Source organism: Arthrobacter sp. TWP1-1, from assembly GCF_049897845.1.
GTDB lineage: Bacteria > Actinomycetota > Actinomycetes > Actinomycetales > Micrococcaceae > Specibacter.
Genome location: NZ_JAFCXC010000002.1, coordinates 448,056 through 461,298 on the forward strand (window position 1 = coordinate 448,056; position 13,243 = coordinate 461,298).

Here is a 13,243-nt window from a genome sequence, read left to right on the forward strand (position 1 = left end):
AAGACCCTCTGAGAGTCACGGCTTATTGCTAGGCTCTGGCTTGTTGTTTGGCAAGGTGGCCTCGGCAGTTGGCTGTGGGGCTTCTGTCGTCGCCGGGGCTGCTGGCTCCTGAGTTGCTTCTTGCGTGGGCGCCTGGGATGCGGGTGCCGGTTCCTCCGTAGCTTGCGGCTGGGTGGCCTGCGGTTCGGTTATCACTGGAGCATCGCCGGGCTTCGGATCGTTAACTCCCGCCACCAGTGGCGCGGTGGATTGGAGCATGGAGGCCGGTGGCTGTGTGAAGGGCGTTGCGGCATAGGCGGGGTTGCTGGCCGCGGCATTCATGACGGCTGCCCATTGCCCACCAGCCAGATCTGCGCCGTCGACGCCCGCGTAGTACTTGCCGTTAATGGTGATGTCTTGGTTGACCCACTCGGCTCCGTTGCCCTGGTAACTGCCAAACCATGAGGCCGTGGCGATGCTGCTCGTTGCGCCAACGGTCCAGGTGTCGATATTGCCGTCGGTTGTGCCTGTTTTCGCAAATGCATTGCTCTTATCGTCCAAGCCAATGTTCCAGCCGGATCCCTTGACCAGCACGCTTTGCAGGGCGTAGGTGACGCCGGCAGCAACGTCTTCGCTAATGGTGCGCTGGCAGTCTGCCCCGGGTACGGGGTATTTTTTGCCTGCAGCATCTACAACGGACGTAATGGCGATCGGGTTGCAACGAATGCCACCGCTGGCAAACGTGGCAAAGGCCGTGGCCATGTCAATGGGTGCCACGTTGTTGGTACCGATCAGCTTAGAGATCGTGGAGAGATCGTAAGGCTCATTGCTCAGTCCGTCCTTCACGCCCGCCGCCGTGGCCATCTTTTGGATATTGCAGAAATCCAAGGCGGCCGCGGTCTGGAACGTGACGGTATTGATGGAGTTGTAGAGGCCCTCATAGGCGCTCATGGCGTAGTAGTGATCGGGATCGTCATTGGGCAACAGGACGGAACCCTCTACGGCCGGATCATAATCACCTGTGGTTGTCCCACAACTGTTCTGCCACTGATACCCCGCGGGATACCGCCGGACTGAACCGTCAATGCTGGTCATCATTGAGTGCCCGCTGTTGAGCCATTCGGCAAAGATGAATGGCTTGAATGTTGAACCGGCCTGGAACCCACCTGCACCGTGAAGTGACTCGCCATTGGTGTCGTTGAGCGGCAGGGCAAAATTGCCCATGTAATTACCAGCAGCGGTAGCCGGGCTGTAAACCGTGTTTTGGGCCATGGTCAGGACCTTGCCCGAGCCTGGCTCAACACTGACAATCGAGGCACCACGCTGGAGCGGATCGGTGGGACTCATGGTCGCCGCGGCTTGTTCCTGGGCAACCTTTTGCAAGGCCGGGTCCAGTGTTGTCTGGATAGTCAGACCACTTTGATAAAGAGTCTTTGTCCGTTCCTCAACTGTGGCACCGAACGCCGTGTCATTGAGAATCAGCTGCTGCACATAGTCGCAAAAGTACGGTGCCGTGGCAGCTGCCGCGCATCCCTGGGCCGATTCGGTGATGTGGAGTTCCAGCGGCGTCTTGACGGCGGCATCGTAGTCGGCTTGAGTAATTTTTGTTTGTGCCAGCATTTTGGCCAGCACATCGTTGCGCCGGTCGACGACGTTTTCGGGCTGCGTAATGGGGTCGTAGTAGCTGGGCCTGTTGACCACTCCGGCAAGGGACGCCGCCTGCGAAAGTGTCAGGTCTTTGGCCGTCGTGTTGAAATACAGTTTTGCGGCCGCTTCAATGCCGTAGGCACCGTTGCCAAAGTAGATCAGGTTCAGGTACCCGGCGAGGATGTCATCCTTGCTCATCTGCTTTTCAAGCCCGATGGCCAGCTGGATTTCTCTGACCTTGTCAGCCATGGTCTTCTCAACTCCGAGCTTGGCGTCCTCGCTGTTTCCCGCAGAGACGAGCTGCTCAATCAGCACATTGTTGACGTATTGCTGGGTAATCGTCGACGCTCCCTGGCGGCTGCCGTTCAGCGTCGCAACGAGGGCACGTGCGATTCCGGTCAGGTCTACTCCCCCATGCTCGTAAAACCGTGAATCTTCAATGGCCACCACACCATCCCGAATAAACGGAGACATGCTGTCCAGGTCCACGACTTTACGATCCTGGGCGTACAGCGTGGCAAGGGTTGAACCGTCGGACGCAAGAAGAGTGGTTGCCTGCGCCGGTGGTTGAACATCCAGGCCGTCAGGAACCTCTGAGAGGAAGTCATCGACGCTGCCAACTGCACCCGTGGCCAAGACCCCGCCAGGAATGAGTAAGGCGGCCACAATGACGCCGATTACACCGCACACTAGAAACAACCGACCCAGATTCGACATTGTGGAGCCGGGTTCAGCCTGTGCGGCACGCCCAGATTTTCTTGTTGATCTTGTGGCCATGTAACGAATGCTCCTCAATACCTTTTCCTGCTGGTCCTGCACAGTGTGTCCGGCTCTTGCCAGACGGCGCAAAAATTCCTTTCCAGAATCCTCCATCAAGATGGGAGTTGGCTGGCAAGGAGCAGTAAAATCCCTTCGCTACCACCACTTGCAAACAGTTGAGGATGGCAAAACGCACCCTCTTCAACAAATACACGCCCGGCAATAGCTGCCCCGCACGGGCCGGAGTCGTATGCTCGGGATATGGCTAAATTCTTTGACATTCACCCCGACGATCCGCAGCCCCGCATGGTCAGCCAGGTCGTCGCAACCCTGCAGGCTGGCGGTTTGATCGCCTACCCCACGGATTCTTGTTACGCGCTCGGCGCCCAGTTGGGCAATCGAGAGGCGTTGGACCGGATCCGCTCCATCCGCCAGCTGGACAAGAAGCACCACTTCACCTTGGTCTGCAAGGATTTTGCGCAGCTGGGGCAATTCGTGATGGTGGACAACGATATTTTCCGAAGCATCAAATCCGTCACACCCGGGCCGTATACCTTTATTCTGCCGGCCACCCAGGAAGTGCCCAAGCGCCTGGCCCACCCGAAGAAGAAGACCGTTGGTGTGCGCATCCCCGATAGCAAGCTGATTCAGGCCATCCTCGAGGAACTGGGTGAGCCGATGCTCTCCAGCACGCTCCTGCTGCCCGACGAGGAGGAGCCGCTGACACAGGGCTGGGAAATCAAGGAAACCCTTGACCACGTCCTTGATGCCGTCATTGACTCAGGGGACGTTGGCGCCGAGCCCACCACTGTGGTGGATTTCTCCAGCGGCTATGCCGAAGTGGTGCGCCGAGGCATGGGAGATACCAGCCGCTTCGAATAAGGGCGGTGCGAAAGGTTCGAAACCACTTCCGGCGACCTCTGGCACTTCGTTCCTCTTCTCGCTACCGTGGGAACAGGCCGGGACACAGAGGTCCCGTGTGAATGCCAACCGAGCATAAGTCGTGAAGGAGTTTCCATGGTCGTCAAGAGAACAACCCGCGCAGGTTTCACAGTTCCAGGACTGTCGTTACAGGATGGACACAAGGTGGCCGTACTGCTGCAGGCCCGCCTGCACGCATTAAACGATCTTGCCCTGACCCTCAAGCACGCCCACTGGAATGTGGTTGGCCGTGACTTCATCGGCGTCCACGAGATGCTCGACCCCCAGATTGACCTGGTCCGGGCCATGATCGATGAGACGGCCGAACGAATTGCCACCCTGGGAATTTCCCCGAACGGCCTGCCGGGGGCATTAGTAGAGGCACGCCCCTGGGACGACTACTCGATTGGGCGCGCCCATACTTCTGCCCATCTGGCCGCCCTCGACCTGGTCTACAACGGGTTCCTCAAGAGCCACCGCAAGACCTTGTCCGAGGTTGGCGAGCTGGACCCCATCACGGAGGACATGGTAATCAACCAGTGCGCCCAATTGGAATTGTTCCAGTGGTTCATGCGTGCACATCTGGAGGACGACGCCGGAGATCTCGCCAATGCGGGTAGCAAGACCGAACGGTCCGCGGCCAGCAAGACAAAGCCCTAATCACGTACATGGCACCATCCGACTACCCACGCGCTGCAATCGTCACCGGTGCGGACCAGGGCATTGGCCGGGCAACGGCCATTGCCCTGGCTCGGGCCGGATTCGATGTTGGGTTCACATGGCACGACAGCGAGGCCGGCGCGGCCAACACGGCGGCAGCAATTACAGCGCTGGGCCGGCGGACCGCATCGTCATGGTTGGACACCACGGACCTGCCAAGCTGTGCCCCGGTGATCGAAAAGCTGGCGGCCAATCTCGGTTCCTTGGGCGTGTTCGTCAACAATGTTGGCATTGGCCTGAACAGTTCGGTGGTTGATACTAGCTACTCGGACTGGCAACGGATCCTGGACACGAACCTCAACGGCGCTTTCCTGTGCCTTCAGGCCGCGGCGAAATTGCTCATTGCTGGCGGATCGGGCGGGCGGATCGTGGTTGTCACCAGCATCCATGCCCATCAGCCAAGGTTTGGTTTTGGTGCATATTGCGCTTCCAAGTTCGGACTTGACGGACTGACTAAGACCCTGGCGGTGGAGCTCTCCGAGCATGGGATCACAGTCAACGCCGTAGCTCCGGGTGAAATTGCCACCCACCTTGGGCCGGATGAGACGCGCCATCCGCACGACATCCCCCGGCCCGGAATCCCGCTGGGGCACGCCGGCACGGCGGATGAGATTGCCGGTGTCATCAACTTCCTCGCCTCCCCTGCCGCCAGCTATGTCACCGGGGCAAGCTGGGAGGTCGACGGCGGAATGGCGCAGATGGGCGCCCAGGCCAGTTCGCATGTGGCCAACAACGACTGGCGCCAGGCAACACGCAAGGGCACGAGCAACGGAGACTGACTGCTCGCTTATCCCTAAGGAGGCGAGTGTTCAGAACTAAACTACATCCGCTTCTTGACCTTTGCGGTGGCTGGCGCCGTCCACGGATCTTCCGGCCATGGGTGCTTGGGATAACGGCCACGCATCTCTGAACGCACCTGTGAATACGGCCCACTCCAGAAGGACGCCAGATCATCGGTCACCGCAAGCGGCCTGCGAGCCGGCGACAACAGGTGGAACAGGACCCGTACGCGCCCCTTGACCAACAGCGGCGTATCGGCCAGCCCAAAGCACTCCTGCAGTTTGACCGCCACAACGGGAGGGCCGCCGTCGGACACCTCAGGGTAGTCAATGCGGATGTGCGATCCGCTGGGAACTTCTAGCGTTTCCGGCGCCAGCTCCCCCAGCCTTGAGGCCTCAGGCCACGGCAGCAGGCGGCGCAGTGGTTCAGTGAGCGAAAGTGCCGACAGGGCGCGGCCGGAGGCAACGGCCTCAAGCTCGGGGCCAAGCCAGTCAGGCAGCCGTTCGAGCAGGGCCGCATCGCTGACATCGGGCCACGGTGCACCAAGTTCGCGATGCAGCAGGGCCAGCCGTCGGCGAAGCGCATCTGCCGAACCGCTCCAGGAAAGCATGCCAAGACCGTCCGCGGCCAGCGCACTTGCCACTGCCTCGCGTCCCTGTGCGGCAGTGGCCTTTACTGGTGTTGAGGACAGCACGATGGCGCCGATCCTGCGTACGCGGCGGGCCGTGACCTTTCCACTTTTGAACACGGCCTCCACGGCATCGCTGCGCATGTGGGCCGCAACAATCTCCGCCAGATCGAGGCCCAAGGGGGCGGCGGCCCTGATCACGGCACCTGTTCCTGCGGCGTCGCGTCCCTGGGCCCGGGACACCTCGGCCACGGCCAGCCATTCGTGGCCGGACAACGAACTGCCCGCAGGCAATCCGGCACGCGTGCCCGATGAGAGCAAATACTGCTGGCCCGCTGCCCCGTCAACACGCTTGGCGATCCGGTCAGGGAAGGCAAGCCCGACGACGAACCCCACCACCTCGCCAGCTGAAACCTCCGTTGTGGCGGGCTTGCTGCCGCGATTTTCCTTGCGGACAAGTCCCTCGAGGCGGCGAACTTCCTGTTGCCAGCGTCGCGCACCGGGATCACGCCCGGACCGCATGGCTGAACGCAGCGCGGTGAGATCGGCACCTGGGGCACGACCGTCACCGGAGACCAGGGCAACAATTTCAGCAGCGATATTGGCGCCTACTACGGCAGCACCGTCAAGTAGCGCGCGGGCCAGACGAGGGTCGGCCGGTATCTCCGCCAAGGTCCTGCCCAACGGCGTCGCGTGTCCACGGGAGTCAACCGCGCCCAACTCGTGCAAAACCGTAACGGCGGCAGCCATGGACTGGACAGGAGGCGACTCCGGCAGCCTGAGGCCCTGCCCGCCGGGGGCACCCCAACAGGCCAGCACCAGCGCACCAGCACTGAGATCCGCCACGGCAATTTCGGGCATCGGATGTGCCGGTGCCGCAGCAAAGGTCTTTTGGTCATAGCAGCGCACCACGGTTCCGGGCCCAAGACGCGCGGCCCGGCCGGCCCGCTGGTCTGCCGAGGCGCGCGAAGTGGATACCGTGACCAGACCCGTCATGCCGCGGGCTGCGTCACGCCGCGGCTCCCGGGACAGTCCCGAATCAATCACCAGCCGTACGCCCGGCACCGTCAGCGACGATTCAGCCAGCGACGTCGAGACGATGATGCGCGGCAGGCCGCCGGCTTCACGGGCGGAAACGGCCCGGTCCTGTTCACGCGCAGGCACCTGACCATGGAGTTCCAGAACGTCGATGCCCGGAACTGATCGCAATCTGGCGGCGATGTGCCCCACTTCCCAGGCGCCCGGAGCGAATACGAGCGCGTCCACGTCAGGGTTTTGGGCCACGGCGGCAGCATGCGCGTCGGCGGCCGTATCTGCGACGTGGTTCAGGAAGGCCCGTGAGATGCCGCGTTCGTCCATGCGTGGCAAGGCCGACGGCGCCCATCTCACCTCAAGGGGGAACAACGCTGAGGGGCAGTCGACCACGGGAGCCGGGGCCGCGCCGTCGTCCGCGGCCAGCAGCTGGGCAAAGCGGGCGGCGTCAAGGGTCGCCGACATGGCCAGCAGTGTTAGATCGCCGCGCAGTTCGCGGACCTCGGCAAGCATGCCAAATAAGAGGTCGGTATCGAGTCCGCGTTCATGCACCTCGTCCAGAATGACGGCTGAAATGCCATCCAGACCGGGGTCACGCAGAAGGCGCCGCAGCAAGATGCCGGGGGTGAGGAATTCCACGATAGTTTCCGGCCCTGTGTGACTCTCACCGCGGACCGTGTAACCAACTTTGGTGCCCAAGGGTGTGCCGTCGAGGGTGGCCAGGCGGCGGGCGGCTGAGCGCACGGCCACGCGGCGGGGCTGGGTGACGAGAATGTTCCGGGCAGCGCCACCCGTGCGATTGAGGATATTCGCCACGAGGGGCGGGACGAGCGTGGTTTTTCCGGTCCCTGGAGGAGCTTGAATAACGGCGGCGGCACCCTCGTCAGGGCTGAGAACAGCTGCCAGTTGGGGCAAGGACTGCGCGAAAGTCAGTCCCTGCCCCAACGTGGCAAGCTTGAAAGGACCGCGCGGAAGTTCCACCGCGTCGGCTGTAGGCATGGGAATTAGCCGATCTGCAGTTCGCCCATTTCATCCCAATCGCTGCCGTCAACTTTGCGGGAAACGATCTTTGGGGTCGAAACGAGGGCCGGGCGCATGGACTCCAAACCGGCCTTGAAGTGAGCGCTGGAGACGTGCTTGCTGGCGGCGTCATCGTCAAGGAATGCCTCAACAAGGATGAACTCGTTGGGGTTCTCGACGCTGCGTGACCAGTCGAACCACAGGTTGCCGGTCTCGGCGCGCGTTGCTTCGGTGAAGGGTGTCACAACCTCCATGAACGTGTCGGTGGCTTCGGGCTTGACTTGGTATTTAACAACGATGAAGTACATGCCTCAAGCCTATCGCTCCCGAGAGAAACGGCGGCTACCAGCCACGTTCGCGCCACTGGGGAAGGGCTGGGCGTTCAGCACCCAGAGTTGTCGCATCGCCATGCCCGGGCAGGACGATCGACTCGTCGCCGTAGACAGCAAAGAGCCGGTCCTCGACGTCGTCGAGCAGCTGTGCAAAGCGCTCCGGGTCCTTCTCCGTGTTACCAACCCCGCCGGGGAACAGGGAATCTCCGCTAAAGATCAGGGTGTTGCCGATGTTTGCAGTCGTCTGATCGGACGAGTCCTGCAGAACAAAGGCAATGGACCCTGGCGTGTGGCCACGTAGGTGGATGGTTGCCAGTTCTATGCCGGGAACCGCCAAGGTGCCACCATTATGGAGGGCATGGCCAACGAGGACACCTGCCTCTGCGTCGATGCCGGCAATGTCGTCGGCACCGGCCGCGGTGGGAGCACCTGACTCTGCCACGAGGGCAGCCAATGCCCGCACGTGATCCCAGTGCTGGTGGGTTGTAGCAATCATGGCCAGTTTGGTGGGCACTTTAGCATCAGTATCGGCTTCCGCGTCCGCCAGCAAACTGTTGATGACGGGAAGGTCGTCGGCGGCGTCAATGAGAATCTGCGCGCCTGTGCTCTTGGACGTCACCAGATAGACATTGTTATACATGGCGGAAACGACCGCACGCCGGACAGTGTAGGCGGGAAGGTCATGGATCAGCGAGGATTGAACAGTCATGCGACCAGCCTAGCGCTGCGTCCTACCTTCTACATTAAGGGCCTCCCTCATGATCACACTCGCCGACGTCGACCAAGCCGCCCTGCGGATCGCTGGCCATGTGCGCCGCACTCCAGTTATGGAATTGGATGCGGCCCACTCCCCCGGGCAGGTATGGCTCAAGTGCGAATTCCTGCAAAAGACGGGCACGTTCAAGGCTCGTGGCGCCTTCAACCGCGTCCTTGGCGCCATGGAGCGTGGCGAAATTGACCCGAGCGTTGGCATTGCCGTGGCTTCGGGCGGCAACGCAGGTTTAGCGAACGCCTATGCGGCCGCGGCCGCTGGCGTCCCCGCTACTGTCTTTGTCCCGCTGTCCTCGCCAGCCGTGAAGGTGGCCAAGCTCCGCGCCGCAGGAGCCACCGTAATACAGGCCGGCGCTCAATACGCCGATGCTTTCGAGTTGGCCATGGCCTTCGTAGCGGAGACCGGTGCTATCTACTGCCATGCCTATGACCAGGCCGAGATCGCGGCCGGGGCTGGCACCATCGGTCTGGAACTCTTGGAGCAGCTCGAGGGGGTTGACACTGTCTTGGTGGCTGTCGGCGGCGGCGGTCTACTGGCCGGCATTGCCGCTGCATTGGAGGGCAGGGCGAACACGATTGCCGTGGAACCCGAGAATGCGCCGAGCTTGCACCATGCACTGGCTGCCGGACATCCGGTGGATGTGGAAGTATCAGGAATCGCCGCCGATTCCTTGGGCGCCCGCAGGATTGGTGCCATCGGTTTTGATGTAGCCGTACGCACCGGGGTGCGGAGCGTGTTGGTCAGTGACGAAGAGATCGTGGCTGCAAGAACCTTCCTGTGGGAGCACTACCGGATCGCGCTCGAACATGGCGCCTCAGCAGCCTTCGCAGCCCTGCATTCCGGCGTCTATGTACCGGAAACTGATGAGCGTGTTGCGGTCATCCTGTGCGGGGCCAACACAGATCCTGCGGGGCTGTAGGCCCTAATCTGGCCATCGCCAGCGGATCGCTCTGAGCTGCGACGACGCTTACGGCTAATTTCCTGAAATTCTCACGTTCATGTGACTTTCCTACGATGCGCATCATCGTTGATGCTGTCCTGTTCCAAGTACGATGCCCAAAATGCTCGGATCATTGGCTCTTGCCGAGCATGGAGCCCAAAGAACGTGCCTGGTTTGGGTCTGATTTTCTGTCCCGTATATGGTCCGCGGGCTTTTTTGCGGTCAATATACGGGAATCCGAGGCCCGTGGACCATCGCGGATTCTCTGTCGAGAGAATTTTGGTTGCACTTGAATCGGTGCGGGACCGTCTAACGGGACGATTTCCGCACCTTGAAATAGGCGCTAACTTTAGGCCGATCAAGCAGGTTCATAGCCGCCAGCTTAAGGTGGAGAGATGTTACTTCTCGTGGATTTGGATAACACGTTGGTCGACCGAGCTTCCGCTTTTGGTTCTTGGTCCACTGCCTTCGTTCGGTCGATCGGGAAACCCAATTCGGAGGCGGATTGGCTCATCGAGGCTGACCGGGACGGCTATGAACCTCGGGATTTACTGGCGCGTGCGATCAAGGGACGCTTTGGATTAGACATGGCCCTCGGGGATCTCGTGGACAGGCTGCTCCACGAACACGTGGACTCGATGACTATGGAGACTGTCACAACACAAGCACTCACGAATGCCAGAGAACTTGGCTGGAAGATAGCCATTGTCACCAACGGAACAACGTCTCAACAGACACTCAAGATCCAGAAGGTGGGGCTTGAACCGTATGTGGATGCTGTCGTCATATCCGAAGCTGAACGAGTCAAGAAGCCGGATCCCGAGATTTTCCGGATTGCGGCTCGGCGCCTGGGCACAGACCTAACAGGCGGTTGGATGGTCGGTGACCACCCCGCCGCGGATATTGCTGGCGGCCAAGCAGCAGGTCTAGAAACGGGCTGGGTCTCGCGCGGTAAGGAGTGGCCAGGGGAAACGGCTTCTCCCACGCTCATTGCGGGCACTGCTGCCGAAGTCATCGATGCTGTTGTTCGCCAGGGCAGACTAGCCAAGTGATGCTGACGTAGCTGACCGGATAGCGTTCCGGTTGAGGGCGCATATCTTGCCAGCTGAGGGTTCGTTGGTACGCATCATGGAACCGACAATGCTTCATGCAGAGCATCCTTCACTAACCCCAATAATGGCGCGATCACCCCGTTCACTGACAAACCGCCCAGCCTCCGTATGGTGTCAGGAGAAGGCATGGAAAGATAAGCAAAGGGAACTAACGAATGTGGGGCTTGGACCATGATCAGTGAACTGAAAGAAACGCTCGGACCTCTTTTACCACTGAAGATTAATCGAGCTGACTCCCGCTACGGGGAGCTGACTTTTGGTGGCGAAGGGTGGACCTTTGGTTCCCCCTCTGCCTGGCGAGTGGTCAAGGACGGCGTCTTAGTAATCGGCTGGAGTATGGTGTGGCGCGAGGAAGATACTCCCGAACGGGTTGCAGAACTCGCTGGCCTTTCAATCGTCGCTGTTGCACCACAGTCGCCCAGGATGGGGGGTGACCCTGCCTTCGAACTATCCGATGGCAGTTGGGTGGAGATCTTCTCCGACCATCCAATCGACCCATGGGCAATGGATCTGCCCGGTCTCGTCTACGTTGGCGCACCCTTCGATCCCCGGTATGTCTCATGATGAAAAGCCGGTTCATCCCCAGTAAAACTCGCGGCAATCTCTCGACCGAGAATTCATCTCCTCACGAATTACGGAAGCCTCTAGTAGACGTGGAGTTTGGATCATGATTGACGAGATGAATGAATTGCTTGGACCTCTCTTGCCGCTAAAGATTCACAAAGTCGACGCCCACGGCATGAACCTGGGACTGAACGGGGAGGGTTGGGGCTTTAGCGCGCGGTCGGCATGGCGTGTGACTCGGCACGGTGTCGTGGAAATTGCTGGGGGTCAAAGTGAGGATTTCCTGCTTCGGATGCAGAAACTCTGCGGCCTGTCCATCCTTTCCATTGCCTTACAGTCGCCTCGGATGAGTGGTGACCTAGCCATCGAACTTACCGATGGCTGGTGGGTGGAGATCTTCTCCGACCAACCAGTTGACCCGTGGGTGATGGTTATACCCGGGAAAACGTTCGTTGGTTCACCCTCCGACCCTCGATTTCTAGCTTGATGAAAAACCGGGCTCCAAAAACTCTGGCGAGATTGTTCAACAGCAGGAGATTCAAGATAAGTGTGCCTCCGCGGCGAGCCCACCATTCCATGGCACGGCCAGAGAAGCTGGCGGACGATGTGGAGGCCTACGCCCGCGACAACTGAGGCGGCCGGAAATTTCCGCACCCTTCAACTCCGCTCGTACTCAAGCGCATAATTTCGCAAGCTGTCCCGTAGAAGGTTGGTCTATGGTCAGCGGATACGGTGTGGAACTACCTCGACACCATTTCGGATTTATGAGCAGTACCGCCAAGCCTTGCTGTTGTTCCAAAGACGCCGAATCGATGTCTGGCTCTAACGAACCCTGGGAACCGAAATGTCCCGGTCGGGCGACGGAACCGATGCATCATTGGGTAGTCGATCAATTTTCCGAAGTGATCGAAAAATGCTAAGAACAACAAGAAATATTCCGGCCAGAATGATCACCCCACCCAACAACAAGAGCAAAGTGTAAAGATCCTCGTGATTACGGTATTCCTGCCGGGCCACACGCCCTCCAATTGGCCCATACAGAAACATGCCAACTGGAATCATGATCACGCCAATCAAGAATGCCGGCGCATTACGGGTACTTCCCATGTCGTTCCCACCCCAAAGTCTATGAAACCAACAGAATACAGTCCCAGTACCGCATAGCGTTCCCCAGCTGGGGCATTTACGGCCATGGCGAATCAGGTTATTTCGCACACCCACTCATCACTTACGGTCGCGGGTAGAGCTGTCTCCACGCTGGTTCACCGCGATCAAGCGCATACCCACCTTCAGAAGTACTTCGCTTTTCCACTCATGTGGCCAGCTGCAAGGAGGCTAAGCGCACTTCCTATTGGCCTGCTACGTAACCGGCGACGGTCTCTTCCGCGCCGTTGCCTTGATCGCTGCCGTCACCATCATTGCAACGACGACAAGGAACGCGATCCCGCTGGCCATGTAGAGGGGTGCCTCCAACGCGAATGCCGCCTCGGCGTTCCAATCGAAATAGGTATCTCCTACAGAGTTCAGGTTGGCGAACGAAGTGAAGAAGTATGCTGGCGCACCCAGGGTAGCGATTCCAGCCCACACCAACACGGTTGCCCAGCTTGGAAACGAAGTCCGACGGAAAAGTGTCGTTGCGCCCCAAGCAAGTGCGAGCAGTACACCCATCGCAGCGAAGGCCAAACCCGGAATGGCGGTGTAAGTCTGACCTGCAGCATCCATGTCAGCAATCGTCGTTTCAAGCGGCATCTCGCTCGCGGCAACCAAGGCCCAGTCATTCATCAATGTTGCCCCGAGAAGGGAGTGGACGACGATTGCAACGATTCCGAGGAGTGTAAGCAGTACCCGCATCATGAAAGGCTAACAGCAGCCTGCAATTGATCCCCGCGTTCCGGAATTCTCGCACCGGCGTATGGCCTCGGCGAAGTACTCCCCGGACTACATGGATCTGGATGAAACTGCCGATTACGCTTTCACGTCCACGAACTGTCGGTAGGTGTATCGTTCAACGTTCCGCTTGCGGAGCGCTTTGCCATT

12 protein-coding genes are annotated in these 13,243 nt (G+C 59.9%); 7 read left to right on the forward strand and 5 right to left on the reverse strand.

Annotated elements, in window-relative coordinates:
- Positions 1-15: 15 nt before the first annotated feature.
- Positions 16-2,403, reverse strand: a complete 2,388-nt coding sequence (locus ACP7B9_RS05355) for a transglycosylase domain-containing protein (protein ID WP_425861433.1) — start codon at positions 2,401-2,403, stop codon at positions 16-18.
- A gap of 243 nt (positions 2,404-2,646) precedes the next feature.
- Here ACP7B9_RS05355 and ACP7B9_RS05360 point away from each other — a divergent pair, with 243 nt between their 5' ends.
- The 3 genes from ACP7B9_RS05360 to ACP7B9_RS05370 all read left to right on the forward strand — a co-directional run bounded on the left by ACP7B9_RS05360 (position 2,647) and on the right by ACP7B9_RS05370 (position 4,805).
- A complete protein-coding gene (locus ACP7B9_RS05360; RefSeq protein ID WP_425861434.1) occupies positions 2,647-3,267 on the forward strand; it encodes an L-threonylcarbamoyladenylate synthase in 621 nt (206 codons plus the stop codon).
- A gap of 135 nt (positions 3,268-3,402) precedes the next feature.
- A complete protein-coding gene (locus tag ACP7B9_RS05365) occupies positions 3,403-3,966 on the forward strand; it encodes a Dps family protein (RefSeq protein WP_425861435.1) in 564 nt (187 codons plus the stop codon).
- Positions 3,967-3,974: 8 nt separating this feature from the next.
- On the forward strand, positions 3,975-4,805 hold the full coding sequence (locus tag ACP7B9_RS05370) for an SDR family oxidoreductase (RefSeq protein ID WP_425861437.1): 831 nt from the start codon (positions 3,975-3,977) through the stop codon (positions 4,803-4,805).
- A 41-nt stretch (positions 4,806-4,846) separates the two neighbouring features.
- On the opposite strand, the gene hrpB is transcribed toward ACP7B9_RS05370, so the two are convergent.
- From hrpB to ACP7B9_RS05385, 3 genes are read right to left on the reverse strand one after another with little or no spacing between them, the layout of a single operon-like run.
- On the reverse strand, positions 4,847-7,465 hold the full coding sequence (gene hrpB / locus ACP7B9_RS05375; RefSeq protein ID WP_425861439.1) for an ATP-dependent helicase HrpB: 2,619 nt from the start codon (positions 7,463-7,465) through the stop codon (positions 4,847-4,849).
- Between the two features lie 5 nt (positions 7,466-7,470).
- Entirely contained in the window at positions 7,471-7,794 is a 324-nt protein-coding gene (locus tag ACP7B9_RS05380; RefSeq protein WP_425861440.1) for a putative quinol monooxygenase, read from the reverse strand.
- Between the two features lie 34 nt (positions 7,795-7,828).
- Positions 7,829-8,527: an MBL fold metallo-hydrolase gene (locus ACP7B9_RS05385; RefSeq protein WP_425861442.1), complete on the reverse strand. Its 699-nt coding sequence runs from the start codon at positions 8,525-8,527 to the stop codon at positions 7,829-7,831.
- 49 nt (positions 8,528-8,576) lie between these two features.
- On the opposite strand from ACP7B9_RS05385, the gene ACP7B9_RS05390 reads away from it, so the two are divergent.
- The 4 genes from ACP7B9_RS05390 (at position 8,577) to ACP7B9_RS05405 (ending at position 11,693) form a co-directional block, all read left to right on the forward strand.
- The gene (locus tag ACP7B9_RS05390; protein WP_425861444.1) at positions 8,577-9,509 is read left to right on the forward strand and encodes a threonine/serine dehydratase; all 933 of its coding nucleotides are present in this window, start codon (positions 8,577-8,579) and stop codon (positions 9,507-9,509) included.
- Positions 9,510-9,925: 416 nt separating this feature from the next.
- Entirely contained in the window at positions 9,926-10,582 is a 657-nt protein-coding gene (locus ACP7B9_RS05395; protein WP_425861446.1) for an HAD family hydrolase, read from the forward strand.
- Positions 10,583-10,813: 231 nt separating this feature from the next.
- Positions 10,814-11,206: a hypothetical protein gene (locus ACP7B9_RS05400; protein ID WP_425861447.1), complete on the forward strand. Its 393-nt coding sequence runs from the start codon at positions 10,814-10,816 to the stop codon at positions 11,204-11,206.
- A gap of 103 nt (positions 11,207-11,309) precedes the next feature.
- Entirely contained in the window at positions 11,310-11,693 is a 384-nt protein-coding gene (locus tag ACP7B9_RS05405) for a hypothetical protein (protein WP_425861448.1), read from the forward strand.
- A gap of 872 nt (positions 11,694-12,565) precedes the next feature.
- On the opposite strand, the gene ACP7B9_RS05410 is transcribed toward ACP7B9_RS05405, so the two are convergent.
- Positions 12,566-13,057, reverse strand: coding sequence for a hypothetical protein (locus ACP7B9_RS05410; protein ID WP_425861450.1), 492 nt, complete (start codon positions 13,055-13,057; stop codon positions 12,566-12,568).
- Positions 13,058-13,243 lie beyond the last annotated feature (186 nt).

What these genes read in the sequence shown, in the direction of transcription:
- ACP7B9_RS05355 (WP_425861433.1), bottom strand. Translation starts at nt 2,403, where the DNA reads ATGGCCACAAGATCAACAAGAAAATCTGGGCGTGCCGCACAGGCTGAA.
- ACP7B9_RS05360 (WP_425861434.1), top strand. Translation starts at nt 2,647, where the DNA reads ATGGCTAAATTCTTTGACATTCACCCCGACGATCCGCAGCCCCGCATG.
- ACP7B9_RS05365 (WP_425861435.1), top strand. Translation starts at nt 3,403, where the DNA reads ATGGTCGTCAAGAGAACAACCCGCGCAGGTTTCACAGTTCCAGGACTG.
- ACP7B9_RS05370 (WP_425861437.1), top strand. Translation starts at nt 3,975, where the DNA reads ATGGCACCATCCGACTACCCACGCGCTGCAATCGTCACCGGTGCGGAC.
- hrpB (WP_425861439.1), bottom strand. Translation starts at nt 7,465, where the DNA reads ATGCCTACAGCCGACGCGGTGGAACTTCCGCGCGGTCCTTTCAAGCTT.
- ACP7B9_RS05380 (WP_425861440.1), bottom strand. Translation starts at nt 7,794, where the DNA reads ATGTACTTCATCGTTGTTAAATACCAAGTCAAGCCCGAAGCCACCGAC.
- ACP7B9_RS05385 (WP_425861442.1), bottom strand. Translation starts at nt 8,527, where the DNA reads ATGACTGTTCAATCCTCGCTGATCCATGACCTTCCCGCCTACACTGTC.
- ACP7B9_RS05390 (WP_425861444.1), top strand. Translation starts at nt 8,577, where the DNA reads ATGATCACACTCGCCGACGTCGACCAAGCCGCCCTGCGGATCGCTGGC.
- ACP7B9_RS05395 (WP_425861446.1), top strand. Translation starts at nt 9,926, where the DNA reads ATGTTACTTCTCGTGGATTTGGATAACACGTTGGTCGACCGAGCTTCC.
- ACP7B9_RS05400 (WP_425861447.1), top strand. Translation starts at nt 10,814, where the DNA reads ATGATCAGTGAACTGAAAGAAACGCTCGGACCTCTTTTACCACTGAAG.
- ACP7B9_RS05405 (WP_425861448.1), top strand. Translation starts at nt 11,310, where the DNA reads ATGATTGACGAGATGAATGAATTGCTTGGACCTCTCTTGCCGCTAAAG.
- ACP7B9_RS05410 (WP_425861450.1), bottom strand. Translation starts at nt 13,057, where the DNA reads ATGCGGGTACTGCTTACACTCCTCGGAATCGTTGCAATCGTCGTCCAC.